At 70.3% G+C, this 17,739-nt stretch carries 12 protein-coding genes; 6 read left to right on the forward strand and 6 right to left on the reverse strand.

What is annotated here, in order from left to right; translation table 11 throughout:
* Nucleotides 1-8: 8 nt before the first annotated feature.
* Nucleotides 9-2,381, reverse strand: coding sequence for a penicillin-binding protein 1C (gene pbpC / locus K8625_RS15350; RefSeq protein ID WP_223783109.1), 2,373 nt, complete (start codon nt 2,379-2,381; stop codon nt 9-11).
* Nucleotide 2,382: 1 nt separating this feature from the next.
* Nucleotides 2,383-8,136 (reverse strand): alpha-2-macroglobulin, encoded by a 5,754-nt coding sequence (locus K8625_RS15355; RefSeq protein WP_223783110.1) that lies wholly within the window; start codon nt 8,134-8,136, stop codon nt 2,383-2,385.
* Nucleotides 8,137-8,387: 251 nt separating this feature from the next.
* On the opposite strand from K8625_RS15355, the gene K8625_RS15360 reads away from it, so the two are divergent.
* Nucleotides 8,388-9,101, forward strand: a complete 714-nt coding sequence (locus K8625_RS15360; protein WP_141330634.1) for an RNA methyltransferase — start codon at nt 8,388-8,390, stop codon at nt 9,099-9,101.
* Here K8625_RS15360 and K8625_RS15365 read toward each other — a convergent pair.
* Together K8625_RS15365 and K8625_RS15370 are read right to left on the reverse strand one after the other, a co-directional pair.
* The gene (locus tag K8625_RS15365) at nt 9,098-9,340 is read right to left on the reverse strand and encodes a hypothetical protein (protein ID WP_223746573.1); all 243 of its coding nucleotides are present in this window, start codon (nt 9,338-9,340) and stop codon (nt 9,098-9,100) included. The genes K8625_RS15360 and K8625_RS15365 overlap by 4 nt on opposite strands.
* Before the next feature lie 116 nt (nt 9,341-9,456).
* A complete protein-coding gene (locus tag K8625_RS15370) occupies nt 9,457-10,440 on the reverse strand; it encodes a DUF1028 domain-containing protein (protein WP_223783111.1) in 984 nt (327 codons plus the stop codon).
* Between the two features lie 131 nt (nt 10,441-10,571).
* Here K8625_RS15370 and K8625_RS15375 point away from each other — a divergent pair, with 131 nt between their 5' ends.
* From K8625_RS15375 to K8625_RS15385, 3 genes are all read left to right on the forward strand, one after another.
* Nucleotides 10,572-10,784 carry a hypothetical protein gene (locus tag K8625_RS15375; protein ID WP_223783112.1) on the forward strand — a complete coding sequence of 71 codons (213 nt, stop codon included), beginning with the start codon at nt 10,572-10,574 and terminating at the stop codon, nt 10,782-10,784.
* A gap of 136 nt (nt 10,785-10,920) precedes the next feature.
* Nucleotides 10,921-12,564 carry a HAMP domain-containing sensor histidine kinase gene (locus tag K8625_RS15380; RefSeq protein ID WP_223783113.1) on the forward strand — a complete coding sequence of 548 codons (1,644 nt, stop codon included), beginning with the start codon at nt 10,921-10,923 and terminating at the stop codon, nt 12,562-12,564.
* Nucleotides 12,561-13,490: a response regulator gene (locus K8625_RS15385; RefSeq protein WP_141330626.1), complete on the forward strand. Its 930-nt coding sequence runs from the start codon at nt 12,561-12,563 to the stop codon at nt 13,488-13,490. Before K8625_RS15380 ends, K8625_RS15385 begins: the two co-directional genes overlap by 4 nt.
* A 26-nt stretch (nt 13,491-13,516) precedes the next feature.
* Here the strand turns inward: K8625_RS15385 and K8625_RS15390 are convergent, their stop codons facing one another.
* Both K8625_RS15390 and K8625_RS15395 read right to left on the reverse strand, forming a co-directional pair.
* A complete protein-coding gene (locus tag K8625_RS15390; RefSeq protein WP_223783114.1) occupies nt 13,517-13,846 on the reverse strand; it encodes a YnfA family protein in 330 nt (109 codons plus the stop codon).
* Nucleotides 13,847-13,936: 90 nt separating this feature from the next.
* On the reverse strand, nt 13,937-14,941 hold the full coding sequence (locus K8625_RS15395; protein ID WP_223783115.1) for an alpha/beta fold hydrolase: 1,005 nt from the start codon (nt 14,939-14,941) through the stop codon (nt 13,937-13,939).
* Nucleotides 14,942-15,039: 98 nt separating this feature from the next.
* On the opposite strand from K8625_RS15395, the gene K8625_RS15400 reads away from it, so the two are divergent.
* Both K8625_RS15400 and K8625_RS15405 read left to right on the forward strand, forming a co-directional pair.
* A complete protein-coding gene (locus K8625_RS15400) occupies nt 15,040-15,840 on the forward strand; it encodes a pseudouridine synthase (RefSeq protein WP_223746568.1) in 801 nt (266 codons plus the stop codon).
* Nucleotides 15,841-15,888: 48 nt separating this feature from the next.
* Entirely contained in the window at nt 15,889-17,718 is a 1,830-nt protein-coding gene (locus K8625_RS15405; protein ID WP_223783116.1) for a right-handed parallel beta-helix repeat-containing protein, read from the forward strand.
* Nucleotides 17,719-17,739 lie beyond the last annotated feature (21 nt).

A 17,739-nucleotide genomic window follows, 5' to 3' on the forward strand; every position in this document is an offset into this window, starting at 1 on the left:
GCCGGGGCCTACCGCCGCTCGCGGACGACGAGCGTGCGGCGGGCGGTGAGGCCCCGGTCATCGGTGACGAGGATTTCGTGCGAGCCCACCGACGGCGTCCACCAGACCCGCTCGTCCGCGCGCGCCGAGCCGAGCAGCGCGCCGTCCACGAACCAGGTGAGCGCGCGCTCGTGCGAGGCCTCCGCCTCCAGCGGCACCTCCTGCTGGTTGGCGGGCACGCCCGGAATCAGCAGCGCGACGTGGCCGGGGGCCGGTGAGACGATGGAGGGCGCCGCCCGGGCGCCGCCGGGCTCACACCCCGGAGCGGGCGCGGGGGGCTCGGGCAGCCGGCGGTGCTGCTCCTCCAGCCAGCGGCGAATCGTCGCCGGCCACGTGACGAAGACACGCGACTCCGTCTTGCGCCCCGTGCTGCACGTGGGGCCCACGGACAGGCCCGTGGCCACGTCCACCTCCACGCGCTGGTGATACGGACACACCGCGGTGGGCACGGCCGAGCGGCGCGCGTGGACGTGCTTGCGCTGGGTGCACGCCTCCGTCGGCAGGTGCCCCGAGTACGCGCAGACCTCCACCCGCATCAGGTCCTCCGGCACCACCGTCTCGTCCTCGGGCAGCGAGCGGCCCCGGGGCCCCAAGCCCTCGAGGATGTCGAACAGCACCGGGCCCGCCGCGTCCGCGCCCACCAGGTGCACGCTCGGCGCGTGGTTGAAGTTGCCCAGCCACACGACGGCGGTGTGCCGGGGGCCGGAGCCCGCGGCCCAAGCGTCGCGGTGGCCGAAGCTCGTGCCCGTCTTCCAGTGCACCCGCGCGGGCAGGCCCGTCAGCCGGCGCCGCTCCGGGAAGTCCGGCCGGTCCCTGAGCGCCAGTGCCTTGCGCGTCAGCCACGCGGCGCCCGGGGACATGACCTCCACCGGAGCCTCCGGCGGCTGGCCCTCGTCGAGCAGACGCAGCGGACGGGCGCGGCCATCTCCCGCGATGGCCACGTAGAGCCCGGCGACCTCCAGGGGCGTCAGCTCGATGCCGCCCACGGCCGCGGACAGGCCATAGTGGCCCGGGTCCGGCACCAGGCTGGTGACACCCGAGGTCCTCAGCGCGGCCAGGAAGCGCTCCACGCCCACGCGCTCGAGCAGCCGCACGAAGGGCATGTTGAGGGACTGGGACAGCGCGTACTCCAGCCGCACGAGCCCCAGGAAGCGGCCGTCGAAGTTGCGCGGCGCATAGCCGCCGTACGTCGTCGGGATGTCCGCCACGAGCTGCTCGGGGCCGGTGAGGCCCTGGTCGATGCCCATGGCGTACAGCAGCGGCTTGAGCGCCGAGCCCGGCGAGCGCGGCGTGGCGAAGCCGACAATCTGCCCGCCGTGCTCCGCGTCGAAGAAGTCGAAGTTGCCCACCAGCGCGAGCACCGCGCCCTGCTCCCGCTCCACCACCACCGCCGTGCCGTTGTGGATGCCCTTGGCCTTCAGCTCCCGGGCCGCGTCGCGCATCACCCGCTCCACCAGGCGCTGCGTGCCCCCATCCAGCGTGGTGGACAGCCGCGTCTGGCCGGGGCGCTGGGCCCTGAGCCACACGGCCACGTGGGGTGCCTCGCGAGGGAAGGCCTTGAGCCCGCCCGGCACGTCCGAGGCGCGCACGTCGGCGAGCACCTGCTCGGCGGGCACCCTCGCCTCCTCCGGTCCACGCGGAAGGGCCTCCGCCTCCAGCAGCCTGCGGGCCACGTCGTCGCGCGCCGCGCGCAGCCGCTCGCGGTTCTCCGGCGTGGGGAAGCGGCGGTTGGGGTTCTGCGGCACCGCCAGCAGCGTGGCGATTTCGGCCGGGCTCAGGTGCGCCGCGGTGTGGCCGAAGTACGCCAGGGCCGCGGCCTCCACGCCCTCCACGTTGCGCCCGTAGGGGACGAACTGGAGATAGGCCGCGAGCACCTCCTGCTTCGTCAGGCGCAGCTCCAGCTGCACCGCTCGCAGGGACTCCACGAGCTTCGAGGTGAAGGTGCGCGGCCGGGGCTCCAGCATGCGCACCAGCTGCATCGTCAGCGTGGAGGCTCCCGACACCCGGCGCCCCCGCGCCACGTTGAGCGCGGCGGCGCGCGCCACGGCGAGCGGGTCCACGCCGGGGTGTGAGTAGAAGCGCTTGTCCTCCAGCGCGAACAACGCCCGGAGGTAGGCCGGGTCGATGCGCTCGACGGGCGCGGCGATGCGCCAGCGCTCGTCGGGCGCGAGGAAGACATGGGCCGGGGTGCCGTCGCGGTACTCCATCACCACCGAGGGTGGTGCGGAGAGCCGCGACGGCAGCGGCACGGACCACGCCGCCGCCACTCCCACCGCCGCGAGGAGCAAGAGCCCCGCGGCGGTCCAGAGGAGCTTCTTCAGGAGTGGACGGACGCGGCGCATGTCAGAGGAGGTTGTCCTTCCACGGGCCGGACACCTGCACCGTGCCGCCCGCCTCGCGGGCCCACAGGCGAGGGTCGTACATCGCCTCGGCCTCCGCCGTGGGCAGCGTGAAGGCACCCGCCGTCACCGCGCGCACCGCGTAGACAATCTTCTTCGACTCGCGAGCCCCCAATGCGCCGAAGACCTCCATGCGGTCATCCCGGATGTTGACGTAGTCCGGGGTCCACAGCGCGTCCGCCTGCACCCAGTCCACCGAGCCGCCCCGGCCCAGCCGCGCGTTCTCGATCTCCCAGCCCGCGGGCAGCCGGTCGACCAGCGCGATGTTCTGCACCCGCTCGGCCGTGGTGTTGGTCAGCTCCAGCTCCACGTAGACCAGCTGCGCGAGCGCCACCGGCGCGCTCTTCAGGTCCACCTCCGAGCCATCCTGGCCGCGGTACTTGCGGCTGAGCTTCAGCCCCTCGCCGCCCACGCGCGGCGGGCCATCCGAGCGCACGCCCTCGCTGCTCAGCACGAGGAACAGCGTGCCCGCGGACTTCTCCTTCAGGTCGAGCTGGAGGCTCTTGCGCTCGCTCGCGCGGGCCAGCGCCCAGGTGCGGTCCGAGGCGCGCGCGTCCTTGGCCTGCTTCGCCGCCACCTCCTTGCCATCCACCGTCAGCGTCGGCGGGGTGAAGCTGGTGGCCGCGCCCTTGAGGCGCTTGCCCAGACCGGTGATGCCCCAGACCAGCTCCTGCGTCGTGTACCAGGAGCTGGGGCTCGAGCTCAGCGCGCTGGCGACCATGGCGGCCAGGGGCTCACCCGCGGCGTCGGTGCCGAAGAGGTCCTGGTAGGTGCTCAGCATGAAGCCGCGCCGGCGTCGGTCCGAGTAGAAGGACCAGCTGTTGCTCCGCTCTTCGGTGACGGGCGACAGGTCCGGGCTGCGCAGCTCCTTCTCGTAGCGCCGGTCTCCGGCGAGCCACAGCGCCGCCTTGAGCATGTAGTCCTCCTCCCGCTGCTCGCCCTTGAGCGGGGCCTTCTTCGCGCTCTCCGCGAGGGCGTCCACCAGCTTCTGCACACGCGCCTTGCGGCCCTTGCCGGACAGCGCCAGCACGTAGTGCATGTAGGCCTCCGAGCTGCCGTGGTAGTCCCGGACGTTCGCGTTGCCCTCCAGGGAGTTGAGCGTGTTGCCCATCCACAGGAGCGCGTCGTCCAGCCGGTCCTGCGGGACGGGGAACTTCTGCTTCTGCGCGTCCAGGAGCATGTGCGTCGCGTACGCGGTGCCCCACAGCTGCGGCTCCATCGCGCCCGGCCAGTAGCCGAAGCCTCCCGACGGCGTCTGCATGGACAGCACGCGGTTGATGCCCGCGAGCACCATGTCCCCCACGTCCCCGTGCTTCTTCAGCGTGGGGTCCACCTGGTCCACCAGCTCCGACACGAACAGCAGCGGCCGCGTGGAGGACGTCGTCTGCTCGATGCAGCCGTACGGGTACTGCACCAGGTACGACAGGTGCTGGAGCGACTGCGCATAGGGATTGGCCGTCACCCACAGCGTCGAGCGCTCCGTGGTGGGCACCCACCCCTGCAGGTGCTTGGAGACATCCGTCACGCCCTGCGCCAGCTCGATGCGCTGCACGCGGCGCTCGCGAGGACCGGACGGCGACAGCGGCACGTCGAGTGTCTCCTTCGACGTGTAGCCGCCGCCCTCCACCACCACGCTCAGCCGCGCGGCGCCCACCGACTGCACCGCGCGGGCCTGGAAGACGAACGTGGTGGACTTGCCGTCCGCCACGCGCGCGCGGCCCTCGCTCTTGCCAAGCAGTTGCAGCGGCGACGCCGTGTCCGCGGGCAGGGCGAGCCCGGGCACCGGCAGTGACTCCGCGGCCAGCGTCACCTTCACGTCCTGCGCCTTGCCGGACAGGTTGGTGACGAAGACGGGCACCTGGATTTCGTCGTTCTGCGTGAGGAAGCGCGGCAGCGTCGTCTGGAGCACCAGCGGGTCCCTGACCAGCACCTGCGCGCTGGCGCGGCCCATGCGCTTGGGCCCCGCCGTCACCGCCATCACCCGCACCGCGCCCCGGTACTGCGGGAGCTGGAACGGCAGGCGCAGCTTGCCGTTGGCCGGCACCGGCACCACGCCGCTCCACAGGGCCACGGGCTTGACGGGCTGCACGCGGCCCGCGGCGTCCCCTTCCGCGTCACCACCGGTGGAGCGCGAGCTGCCGCCCGGGGGCACCAGCAACGTCCAGCCGATGGTCTCGAAGGTGTCCACGCCCAGGGCGCGCTTGGTGAAGATGTCCTTGAGCGGGTCCGGGCTCTGGAAGCGCGTGAGGGAGAGGATGCCCTCGTCCACCACGGCCACGGTGGCGAAGGTGGCGCCCTCGAGCGCGCCCAGGTCCAGGTCCACGGTGAGCGTGTCGTTGGAGCGGACCTCCTTGGGCACGTTCAGCGCGACTTGCTGCGTGTAGTCCACCGGCTCCAGCACGACGCTGGCCACGCCGAAGGCGCGGTCGGGCATGAAGGCCTCGGCGGACTCGAGGTGCGGGTCCTTCACCAGGAAGGTGCTCACGTAGACGTTGGGCGCGAACTGCTTGGGCGTGAAGCTCCACGTCACCTCGCCCGGCTCCACGGCCTTCCACTCGGTGGCGAGGACGCGGTCGGTCTCCGCGGTGAAGAGGATGCGGCCCTTGTACGGCGCCTTGAGCTTCACGTTGATGGGCTTGCCGACGACGGCCTTCGCGGGCACGGCCACGTCCAGCGACGTGGGCTTGAGCGGACGCGGCGTCTGGTCGACGCGCGAGCCCTCGCCCCACCAGTAGTAGCGGCCCTCTCCCTCCAGCTCCAGGTCCGTCTGCGCGTTGCCGGAGCGCACGCGCACCAGGTAGCCCGCGGCGTCCGCGCCCGGCGTGACGGTGAGGTTGAAGCGGCCGTCCACCACCTTCACCGTGGCGCTGCCCTCGCGCAGCGGCCTCAGGTAGCGCTGGTAGCGGTCATAGCCCTCGCCCTCGTCGTAGTAGTAGCCGTACTCCTCCTCCAGCCGCACGTACTCTACCTGCACGGTGGCCGGCGCCAGCGACGAGGACGCGACGAGCTTCCCGTCCCAGTCCACCACCACGCCGTTCACCGTGAAGGGCTTGCCCGCCTTCACCTTGCCCACGCTGGCCTGCAGACCCACGTAGTAGCGCTCCGGGTGCACGGGCACGCTGGCCTCGTTCACCGTGGAGCGGCCGCTGCCGGACTCGAACACGCTCGCGAGCGCGCTCAGTCGCGCGGCCCCGCGCAGCCCGCCCATGGCCGCCAGCGCCGGGCAGTGGATGAGCGCCTGGCCCTTCGCGTCCAGCGCGCCCTTCGCCTGGCCCAGCGTCACGGGGCGCGGCTCCTTGCCGTCCTGGCGCCACAGGCCGTAGGTGAACTGCGCGTTCTGCTTCGGCTTGAAGTCGGACGGCACCAGCCGGCAGTTGAGCTCCACGGGGCTGCCCTCGGCCGAGCCGCCGAACAGGTACGCGGCCTCCACGGCGACGGGAATCTCCATGCCCTGCACGTAGCCGGGGGCCTCCGCGGTGGCCGTCACCTTCATGCGCTCGGGGACGAACTCCTCCACGTTGAGGCCGTAGGAGGCCACCTCGCGGTCGGCGACCTTCAGCGTGACGCGGTAGTGGCCCGTGTCCTGGAACGCCTCGAAGGGCACGTCGAGCGAGACCAGGCCCGCGTCGTTCGTCTTGAGCGGCACCTTCTTGAGCTCACGCTCGCGCGGGTCCACCACCACCAGCTCCACCGGCATGCCCGTGGGCGGCGCCAGGTCATCCTGGCCGCGCAGCACGCCCGCGATGTGCGCGGTGTCGCCGGGGCGGTACACGCCGCGGTCGGACCAGAGCGAGGCGCGGTAGGCCTTCTCGGAGCGGTACGGCTCGCCCTGCACGTCGGAGTTGGCGATCTCCGTCTTGAGCTCGTTGTACTTGAGGTACGTCATCTCGTCGCCCTGGCGCGCGATGAGCGCGAAGGGCTGGCTGTCATCCACGCCGCCCGGGGGCACGTTGAGCACGCACCCGTCCGCGCCCTTGGTGACGCAGCGGCTGACGGCCTGGCCGCTCTTCTTCACCAGCGACACCTCCACGCCGGACACCGGGTCCGTGCTCTCGATGCCGAGCGCCCAGACCCACACCTCCCCCGCGTCCTTCGAGCCCGGCGCCGGTCCGCCCCGCTTGGCCACGAGGCTCAGGTCGGTGAGCAGCACGCGCGTGGCGGCCGACAAGTCGTTGCGACGGACGGAGACCTCCACCAGGCCCCGCGTCGACGCGGGCACCAGGCTCGCGACGTCCAGGTACGTGGTGGTGAGCGTGTCCGAGGCCGACTGGAGCGGCAGCGTCTTCTTCACCACGAGGTTGGACGTGCGCTCGTCCGCCGTCTCGCGCTGGTCATCGCTCATCCAGAAGATGAGGTTCTCCGGCGGGACGTTGCGGATGGTGAGCTCCACGGCGTCCAGGTTGAGGTGCTGCAGGGGCAGGTTGCGCCACGCGCCGCGCGGCAGGTAGCGCCCCGCGGAGGTGAAGGAGAGCTGCGACTGGCGCGCGGGGATGGACAGCTCCTGCTCGAAGTCCGCCAGCAGCGTGCCGCCGCCCACGGACGTGGTGCCCGCGTCGATGCGCAGCGTGTACGTGCCGCGCTTGAAGTCGCCGAAGATGCGGAAGCCCTGCCGCGTGGGCGCCACGGAGACCTTCACCGGGGGCGTCACGTGGATGGAGGCCTCCGCCGTGGCGTCGTCCAGCACGCAGCCCTTGTTGCCCGACTCCCAGTAGTAAGAGTCGTACTCCTGATAGTAGCGGGGGCTGGCCGGCGCCTCCGCGGCCACGTCACGGCAGGCCACCTCGAGGTAGTGCCCGCTGCTGCCCTCCTTCCGGTTGACGCCGGTGATGTCCATGCGCTGGCCGCCGTGCAGGACGAAGGTGGCCTCGGCCGCGGGGGCGAGCGCCTTCGCGTCGGACGCGGCGGCGAGGCCCTGCTTGAGGGTGAAGCGCAGCGCGGCGGAGGGCTTGAGGCCGGGGCTCGCGAGCTCCGCGGTGACGGCGTTCGACATGCCGGCGACCGAGCGCCACTTCACGTCGGAGATGGGCTGGGTGCCCACCAGGAACGTGCCCTTGCCGCGCATGGCGCTGGGGGACACCGGACCGGAGAAGACGACGTCCACCTCGATGCGGCTCTTGGCCAGGTCCAGCTGCTTGGGCTGGATGCGGAGGAACTGGAAGGTGGGCGTCTTGAAGACGTGCTTCCAGGCGTCGTCGGAGGGCGCCTTCACCACGCCCGCGTCGGTCTCCAGCGAGACGACCTTGACGGTGTACTCGGTGCCGAAGGCGAAGGCCTGACCGGACGAGGTGTTGAACGTCAGCGTGGAGGGCCCGCTCCAGGTCAGGTTCCCGGCCACCTGCGGCGAGATGGAGACGACGGTGCCCGGCTTCACCTCGTGGTCATCGGGGCGCAGCGGCCGCGCCAGCTCGATGACGATGGACTGGGGCAGCACGCCCACCGCGCCCTGGGGGCGGATGATGGGGGTGACGGCCTCCGGCTTGGGCGGCACCTTCACGACGGCGGCGGTCGTCCCCGCGTCACCGCCGGAGACCGCGGGTGACGCCGTGGTGGTGTCCGGGGTGCTCGGCGAGGGGGTGGCGGGCTGCTGCTCGTCCTTCTTGCAGCCGGAGATGGAGATGCCCAGGAGCAGCGCGGCGACGAGCCAGCTGGCGCGTCTGGCGCGCGGTGGCGGATTGGAGACGACGGACTGCGGACCCATGTTTCCTCCGGAAGGTGCCTGCTGTTCTTCATGCGACGTGCCGACGGCGCACACGCCAGGAAGCTTGGGGAGTGCGGTCGAACGCCCACGGCCCGCACGCGTCCCCCACGCGTCCTCGGGCCCACAGGGTGTACGCGGAGCCACACTCCCGGTGGCCTCCGAGCACGCACCCAGCGGTCGATGGCGCCACGCTATAGGAGGGCCACGCATCGGGGTCAACGCCCCCAGGGAAGCGGGTATGGTGGTCCGGCATGGTGCTGCCCGTCCGTTTCGTCCTGATGCGTCCGCGCAACGCGGAGAACCTGGGTGCCGCTGCTCGGGCGCTGAAGAACTGCGGCCTGTCGGATTGGGTCTGGGTGACGCCCGAGGTGGAGGATTTGACGCCCGCGCGCCGGCTGGCGGTCCATGCCGAGGACGTTCTCGACGGCGCGCGTCGCGCGGACACGCTGGAGGAGGCCATCTCCGACTGCGTGTGGGTGGTGGGGACGAGCTCCCGCAAGGTGGAGGGCAAGCGGCGCCTGGCCCCCCGCGCGGTGGCGGAGGAGTGGGTGTCGCGCTCGACGCAGGGCACGGTGGCCGTGGTCTTCGGGGATGAGCGCAGCGGGCTCACCAACGCGGAGGTGGAGCGGTGCCATGACCTGTCCGCGGTGCCCACCGCGCCGGAGCAGCCCTCCATCAACCTGGCGCAGGCGGTGTTGCTGTACGCCTATGAGGTCCGCGTGGCCACGCTGGAGGCGCACGCCCCGCCGCCCGGCCCCCTGCCGGTGGCGGCGACGGACACGGAGCTGGCGCAGGTGGAGTCGACGTTGGAGGGCGTGCTGAAGTCGGGCGGGTTCCTCATCGACGAGCAGCCGGGGCGCACGGGCTTGCGGGACTTGTTCGCGCCGCTGCGGCGCTCACGGCTGACACGCAAGGAGGCGCGGCTGTGGCTGGCCGCGCTGCACACGCTGCGCAAGCGAGGTTAGACGGGGCGGCGATAGCGGGGGGTGGCGCGCGTGGACCTGGGAGGCGGGGCCTTGCGCTTGCGGGCCAGCGCCACGGCGACCCACGCGAAGACGGCCGCGGCCAGCACGAGCAGCGCCACCCAGTACCAGTAGCTGTGTCCCGTGGCGCCCTCGGGAGAGACGGACACCTCCTGGGGCACCTGCGCCAGCGCGAAGAGCGGGACGGTCAATGCGGCAAGTGGAGCCTGGGCGTCACTCATGGGCATCCTCGTCCAGGTAACCTCTCCATCCTCGCGGGCCACTACAAGCCATGGGGCTCGCCGGGTCCGCGAGGTGGCGTGCCCAGCGCTCGGGTCCCTGCTCGGTGGGCGCGGGGCTACTTCGCGATCTTCAAGCGCGCGAGGAGCTTGGGGTCATCGGGGAGCAGGCCCGCGGCGGGCAAACGGGTGAGGAGCTCGCGCCAGCGGGGGTCGGCGGCGTAGGCGCGCTGGAGGAGCGGCAGGGCCTGGTCGACGCGGTCCACGCCCACGAGGGAGATGGCGTGCCAGAAGATCATCTCCGCGTTGCCCGGCGCGAGCTTCTCCGCGGAGGAGTACGCGGCGAGGGCGGCGTCGGTGTCCTTGTGTTCCAGGGCGAGGTCACCTTCGTTCATGAAGTTGTAGGCGCGCTGGAGGGTGACGAGGCGGCGGAGCTCCTTGAGGGGCTCGGGGTGGTCGTCGACGCGCAGGTCGAAGCGGCGGTCCATCCAGGGGCGACCCGAGGGCTTCGCGGAGACGATGATGAGGGCGGCGGATTGCTTGCCGCGGAGGTCTCCGCCCTGGCTTTCGGCGGCCTCGAGCGCGGCGAGCATGCGCTCGGCGAGGTCTCCCTTGGAGGCGCGATAGGCCTTGGCCATGGCGGGCCAGACGGTGTCCTTCTGCATCATGTTGGCCTGGACGGAGAAGCCCTCGCCCACGAGGTGTCCGGCGGCGGCGATGCAGCTCGAGCCCGTGTGCGCGGAGACGCGGCCCTGGGCATCCACCATGGCGACCTGGCGCACCTGGCTGGCGGAGTCGGCGGCGAGCAGCCCCTTGAGCGCATCGGGGGCGGAGCGGCCCGCGCGCATGAGGTCCAGACCGAGACGGCCGTAGGACGGGTCGACGAAGGACTGGGTGGCGACGGCGCCCACGCCGGCCTCGGCCCAGGGCACGGTGGCGCCCACGGAGAACCAGTGGGATTGCACGGCGACACCCAGGTCTCCTGTCGCCGGGTCCCGGGCGACGATGGAGTAGGTGTTCACGGGGCGGCGCGGCACGGTGGAGGGCTCGGCGGCCACGGCGTGGAGGGACAGGAGCACGAGGCAGAGGGCGAGTCGGGACATGCGGGGACTCCCACGGAGGAGGGGCGCAGGCTGAGCGAGGGGGCGTGCGACCGCAAGGCCCGACGCGGCATGGGGCGCGACGGCGGCCTTACCTTCGAGGAAGTCCTGAACCCACGTGAGGAGGACGCAGCATGGACCACATGCCCTATGAGTCGATGGAGGTCGGTGACGAGGAGCCGGGACAGAACGGCCGGCGGCGGAGTTCTCCCGAGGAGGAGGCCCCGGGGCGTACGCCCAAGTCGGCGGAGGCGGGTGGGCTCGAGGAGGAGCGCCGGATGCCTCAGGAGGAGCCCGGGAAGACACCTGGGAGCGCCGAGGGCGAGGAGCCGGCTCCGCGGAGGTAGCAAGGAGGGTCTTCTCTTCGTCGGGTAGTTCCGACCGAGGCTCCGTGGCTCATCGAAGCGCGCGACATGTCACGACGCTTGGCCGCGCAACGAAGGGTTCCTATGCTCCCGCGCTCCTACGCGGGGGCTGTGCTCGATGTCGTTCCTCGAGGAGTTTACGAGTCATCTTCAGTCGATCGACGGACGCAATGGGGACGTGGAGGTCCGCCATGAGTCGGTGGTCGTTCCTGCGCTGGTCAGGAAGCAGCTCCTGAACGCGCTGGAGAAGCTCCGGGATATCGCCCCCAAGAAGAGCGCGCTCCTTGCCTCCACCACACTGGTGGACTCATTCAACGGGAATGCATCGAATCCCAAAGCACGCTTGGCAACGTGGCAGGAACAGGACCGCGTCGTTCGGTTCGCGAAGCAACTCGAGAAGCTCCTACGCGACAGCTTCGCCCAAGAGGCTTCGCCTCTTGAGGTCCAGGAGCTACTCTGCGTTGCCATCGAGCGGCGTAATGGAGTCCCTTCCACTCTGAGTAGCGAGATTCTCACGTTGGAGTTGGATCGCCTCTCACGCATCGCGTTCACCCGCGTCTTCGAGACACTGACTCGTCACTTTGAGCTTGAGCCCGAGATCTATGCCAATCAGATCCGAGCCGTCCGAACGACTGCCGGGAGAAGCACCCTCACCTCGATAGGCAGGGTCTTTCTCGAACTGACGGGGCGCGAATCCATTCGCTGGCTTCTTCACGTCGAAGCTGCTCAATCGACCGGCTTTGCAGATCCTTGGAGAATTAGTCCAGAAGTCGCGCTGGCGCTCCTTGACGACGCGGAAGCAGACTTCCCTGCTCTGACCGACGCAGAGTTCCCGTTTGAATGGCGGGTGCTGCTTCGCATGGAGAGCCTGGGCCTCATTTACGTTTTTCCCGATAGCCAGAAGACCTCATTCAGCATTACGCCAATGGGCGCAGACCTGCTTGCCGGAGTTGCGCAGCGCAAAGAATCACCCATGTCAGTTCTCGCGAGTTCTCTACTCGCGGACATGACGCTCTCCGCCACCGAGGCTGTAGCGCGACGCTCCTCAACAGGGGGAAGTGACTCCGCTCGCGCGAGTACGGCAGCCGAGGCGACATCGCGCCAGGCCCGGTTGGTCGCGCATGAACTCCGAAACACGTTGGTCCCCGTGAAGACCGCCCTGAACGCCATGTATCGCGAGCTTCTGGTCGGAGCACCGAGCGAAGTCCTCGCCCGACGACGCGACCGCATCGACCGCGGGATGGACGCAACGTTTCGATTCATCGAACAACTGGTGGACCTCTCGAATCTCGCGGCAACACCAGTCCAGCCCTTTGAACCACTGACTGCGATTCGTGATGTCCTCACCAGCCTCGAACAGGAGACCGGCTATGGCTTCAACGCGGTGTTGAGCCCATCCCTCCCCCCTGTCTCCGGGCATCGCGCACGAATGGTGATGGCGCTCGCGAACATCCTACGGAACGCAACCCAGGCCACGCTCAAGGGTGCCGCGGTCATCCAGGTCCACGCGGAAACCGTCGACGCGGCGAAGGCCATCCGCATCACAGTCGAGGACAACGGACCCGGCGTGCCGGAGCACATGCGGCGGGCCATCTTCGACGAAGGGGTGTCCCTCCGCCCCGGGGGCAGTGGACTGGGCCTTGCTCTCGTGCGCGAGGTGTTCGAAAAGGAGATGAAGGGGCTGGTTGCCTGTGACGCGTCGCCACTCGGTGGGGCACGCTTCATCGTCCGCATCCCCGTCACTGGCGCGGAGCCCCTATGAAACCATCCGGAAGAATCCTCATCGTCGACGACTCACCGGACTTCCTCGACACGTACAGGACCATCCTGGACACGGAGGGACATACCGTCGTCACCGTCGAGGACGCGAAGTCCGCGCTCGCCAAGCTCGACGAGCGAGGCTGGGACCTGGTCCTCCTCGACCGGAAGCTCCAGGGACGCTCGGGCCCGGATACAGGCCTGGACCTCATGCGTGACATCCAGGCGCGTGCCCCCAGCGCCAAGGTCATCCTCGTCACCGGCGTCGCCGACGCGGAGTCCGTCGAACGCGCCTTCTCCAGTGGCGCCTACGACTATCTGGAGAAGAACGCCTACCTGGAGGCCATCCTCAAGATCAAGGTGCGCAATGCCCTGGAAGGCGCCCGCGAGCGACGCATGGCCGCCCTCGCCAATGGGAAGCGTGAAGAGGCCATCCGGGAGCTCTGGCGAAGTGTCCAGACCGAGGCAGACCCTCACCGGAAGGGGCAGCAACTCGAGGACCTCGTGGCCCTGCTCTTCAAGTCGATTCCCGGCTTCGAGCGCACGGAGACGAACCGCAAGAGCCTCGACGAGCAGATCGACATCCTCATCCCCAACGACTCGGCGGATCCGTTCTGGCAGCAGTCCCAGTCCCAGTACTTCCTGGGGGAATGCAAACACTGGGCGAAGCCCGTCGGCCCGACCGAGCTCGACTCCTTCCGTCTCGACATCAAGCGCCGCTTCGGCCGTTGCAAGCTGGGGTTCTTCATCGCCATCGGCGGCTTCACCGATGGGTTCAAGACCCGGCTCGCGGCGTCACGCGAGGACGATGCGCTCATCGTGACACTCGACGCGGCGCAGCTTGGCGAGCTGGTGGAAACCCGGGACCGCAACGCGAAGCTCAAGGATCTACACACCCGCGCGCTCATGGCCAGCACCCGGGACACCTGAGCCAACGAAGCGCGCCACCCTGCCCCTCAACGTCGAGGGGCCAGGATGATGATGGCCATGCCAGCGATGGCGACGAGCGCGCCCACGACATCCCATGGGGTGGGCCGCTCCCCCTCGACGAGCCAGAGCCACGCGAGCGCCACGGCGATGTAGACGCCTCCATAGGCGGCGTAGGTCCGCGCGGCGCCTGTCGGATGCAGCGTCAGCAGCCACGCGAAGAGCGCGAGGCTCGCGGCCGCGGGGACCAGCCACCACACGGAGCGCCCCTGCCGCAGCCAGAGATAGGGCAGATAGCAGCCCACAATCTCGGCCAGCGCCGTGAGGATGAAGAGCCCGAAAGCGCGCGCGAACAACATGATGAATGAGTCCCTAGGCCAGGGCCTATGCCACGGGGACTCGTACCATGCCCCCGCGACGCTTGCTCCGAACGGCGCGAGGCCTCCAGCTCATTGACCCGAGCGATGCACCGCGTCCCGGATGGCGCCCCGGAGCGCGGCACCCGACGTAATCACCGCGGAGATGTGTCCCGCGTCCACGATGCGCAGCTCGCTTCCAGGCCAGTGCGCATGGAGCGCGCGTGCTTCCGCCAAGGGAACGAAGGCATCCCTCGCGCAAGCCAGGATGACGGCGGCGCTCGGCTTCACGGGCGGCGGCAACAGGCGCGCGCTCGCCGCATCCAGGATGGTCGCGAGCCGCGCCCTCGCCTCCGTGTCGTCCGGTGAACCCGCCAGCCTCCTGAAGTCGATGGAGCGCGAGTGCACGCCCTTCGTGAACACCGGCGCCGGCGAGGCCCCCGCCGCGAGCGCCGCGACGCCCACCGGCTCCGGAATCGTCGCCGCCGTCAACGCCGCCATGTACCCACCCATGCTGTAGCCCGCGACCGCGACGCGCTCGTAGCCCTCGCGCCGCGCATGAGCCACCAGCGCCCTCGCCTCCTCGATGGACGCGATGTTCATCTGGAGCTGCTCGCTCACCGTGCGGATGTGCGGCCCCTTCTGCCCCAGCGCCCGCCGCGTCCCGTAATAGGGGTTCTCCAGCAGGAACAAATCCACCCCCTCCTCCACCAACGGCGCGAACAACCAGCTCCGCAGCCGGAACCCCTCGTCCCGCGACGCCGCGAGCACCACACACGCGTCGCGCCCCCGCCCCCGCTCGGACGTCATCCATCGCACCGAGCCCAACCGCACCTCTGACGGCAACGCCACCCACGGCGAATCGAACGCCCCATCCCGGAACCTTCGACGCCCCGCCGCCTGCTCCGCGCCCCAGCGGACCTCCAGCGGCGACACCGTCGCCGCGAGCCGCCCCGACAACGGAGCCCCCGCGAAGGTCTCCTCATCCCCCCAGCCATCACAGAACAGCCGACGACTGGCCAGGGCGGCCATGAACGCATCCAACGGATGCATCCGTGATTCATCCCCGACAGACGGATTCCCGGCACGAGCGGTCATGTCCCCGACTCTACGCGGGCCAACGGCGTCACGGAGGCGCCACGCGCTCCAGGTGACGATGATATGACGCCCGACTCCATCGTCCCCTCTGGAAGCCCATGCCGCGCAAGCCCGACAAGACCAAGCCCCCGCAGCACCAACGATGGGAGGGCAAGGAGAAGCCGGACTGGCTGTCTCGCGCCCTCGCACGCGCGGGCGTGTTCCCCCAGAAGGAGGCCGAGGACGCCATCACCGCCGGACGCGTCACCATCAACGGCCGCGTCGCCAAGATGGCCCTCACCCCCGTCCCCCCCGGCGCCACCGTGCGCGTCGACGGAAGAGTCGTCCCGCTGTCCGCCCCCGCCACCCGGGTGCTCGCGTTCCACAAGCCCGCGGGCGTGCTGTCCTCCACCGTGTCGCAGCACCGCACCGGCACCGTGTTCGAAATCCTCCTCCGACAGCTCCCTCCCGAGCTCGCCGGCTACACGTGGCACGCGGTGGGCCGGCTCGACGTGGACTCCACGGGCCTGCTGCTCTTCACCAATGACGACAAGCTCGTCGCCCACGCCACGTCACCGGACACGCACCTGCCCAAGCGCTACGTGGCCACCGTCTTCAGCACCGCGGATGACGAGCGCGTGGAGCCGCTCCGCAAGGGCATGGTCCTCGACGACGGCCCCGCCCGCCCCGCCACCGTCCGCGTGCGCGACGAGAAGACCGTGGAGGTCACCCTCACCGAGGGCCGTCACCACCAGGTGAAGCGGATGCTCGGCGTCGTCGGCCTCCCCGTGCGCGCCCTCCACCGGGAAGCCGTGGGCGGCATCGAGCTCGACATCCCCGAGGGCACCTTCCGGCTCCTCACCGATGACGAGGTCCGCGAGGGCCTGCGCTACACGGGACGTACCGAGTCACCAGAATAGACACGCCCGAGCTCGCGGGATGTCTGCCCCTCGGCGCACAATCCGCGCATGAGCCCTCGCATCCTCCGGACGTGGTGTGGTGCCGCCGCGCTGCTGCTCAGCGTGGCCTGCGGTGACAGCGGTCACGACGACACCCGAGCCGACGCGGGGACGCATCCCCCCGACGGCTCCGTGCCCACCCCGGACGCTGGCGCACCCGACAGCGGCACACCCGAAGAGGACGGCGGCACGAATACCTCCCCGGATGGAGGCCCGAGCGGAGGCCCCGACGCCACCGTCCCCGGCGCCGTCACCCTCCCCTTCCCGACGCTGCAACACCTGACGGTGGAGTGGGCCTTCACCGGCGACGCCAACGCCAACGGCACCGTCGCCGTGCGCTTCCGCCCCGCGGGCTCCAGCACCTGGCGCAAGGCCCTGCCCCTGCGCCGAATCCCCGCCGGGAGCAACGAGGGCTTCTCCTGGGCCCAGCGACACTCCGGCAGCATCTTCGGGCTCCAGCCCGCGACGCAGTACGAGTTGGAGCTCACACTCGCCGACCCGGACGGCGGCGGCGCCGTGCGCACGGCGACAGCCACCACGCGCGCGGTCCCGGCGCCCATGGCGAACGCACCCGTCAAGGCCGTGACGCCCGCCACCTTCGCCAGCGTCGCCGCGAGCGCCCAGCCCGGAGACCTGCTCGAGCTCGGCAGCGGGACGTACACCGGCTTCGACTGGTCGCGCAGCGGCACGGAGGGCAAGCCCATCGTCCTGCGAGGCACGTCGGGCACCGTCATCAACGGCCCCGTCAACCTGTTCAACCAGAACCACGTGCACTTCGACCGGCTCACCATCAACGGCCGCCTGCGCTTCAACGGGACGAAGAACTTCGCCCTCACCCGCTCCACCATCAACGCCACCTCCGCGAACGGCGGCGATGCGGTCGTCACCTTCCTGCGCGCGGAGAGCGCGTACATCGCCGACAACGTCGTGACGGGCATCACCCCGTGGGCGGAGTCCTCGCTCGGCGTCAATGGCAACAACCAGGGCGAGGGCATCTGCGTCACGGGGCCTGGACACGTCATCCAGAACAACCGCGTCACCGGCTTCCGCGACGGCATCTCCTTCATGGAGGACGACGCCGCGGTGGACCAGTACAGCATCGACGTGCTCGACAACGACCTCATCGGCAACGCGGACGACGGCGTCGAGGCGGACTTCTGCGCCCACAACTGCCGCATCGTCGGCAACCGCCTCACCAACAACTTCATCGCCCTGTCGTCCCAGCCGAGCCTGGGCGGGCCGACGTACTTCGTCCGCAACGCCGTCTACAACGCGGTGCACATCGCCTTCAAACTCTACCGGGGCAGCTCGGGCGACGTGCTCCTGCACAACACCGTGGTGAAGCACGGTGACGGCTTCGGCATCACCGCGACCACACCCGTGGCCCGGCTCCACGCTCGCAACAACCTGTTCATCGGCGGGCCCGGAGGAACTTTCAACGGCTACAGCAGCGGCAGCGCCCAGGGCAGCGTCCTCCACCTCCCCTCGCTCACCACGGCGAACGCCGACCTGGACCACGATGGCTATGGCTCCACCTCCGGCACCTTCAACGTCAACTGGGGCGGCACGCGCATCACCTCCCTGAACGACCTGCGCGCCAACACCACCGAGAAGCACGCCGTCCAGGTGGACCTGGGGGTCTTCGCCGCGACCGTCGCGTACCCGGCCTCCCCCATGACGCTGTACGCCGCGCCCGACCTGCGTCCTCGCGCGAGCTCCACCGTGGAGAACGCCGGCGCGCCGCTCGACAACATCACGGATGGGTACACCGGCTCGGCCCCGGACCTCGGCGCCCACGAGGTCGGCGCCCCCATCCCCACCTACGGCCCGCGCCCCTGAGGACTTGCGCTCGCGCCAGGA

Origin of the sequence: Myxococcus sp. AS-1-15 (assembly GCF_020037055.1) — a bacterium.
Lineage (GTDB): Bacteria > Myxococcota > Myxococcia > Myxococcales > Myxococcaceae > Myxococcus > Myxococcus fulvus.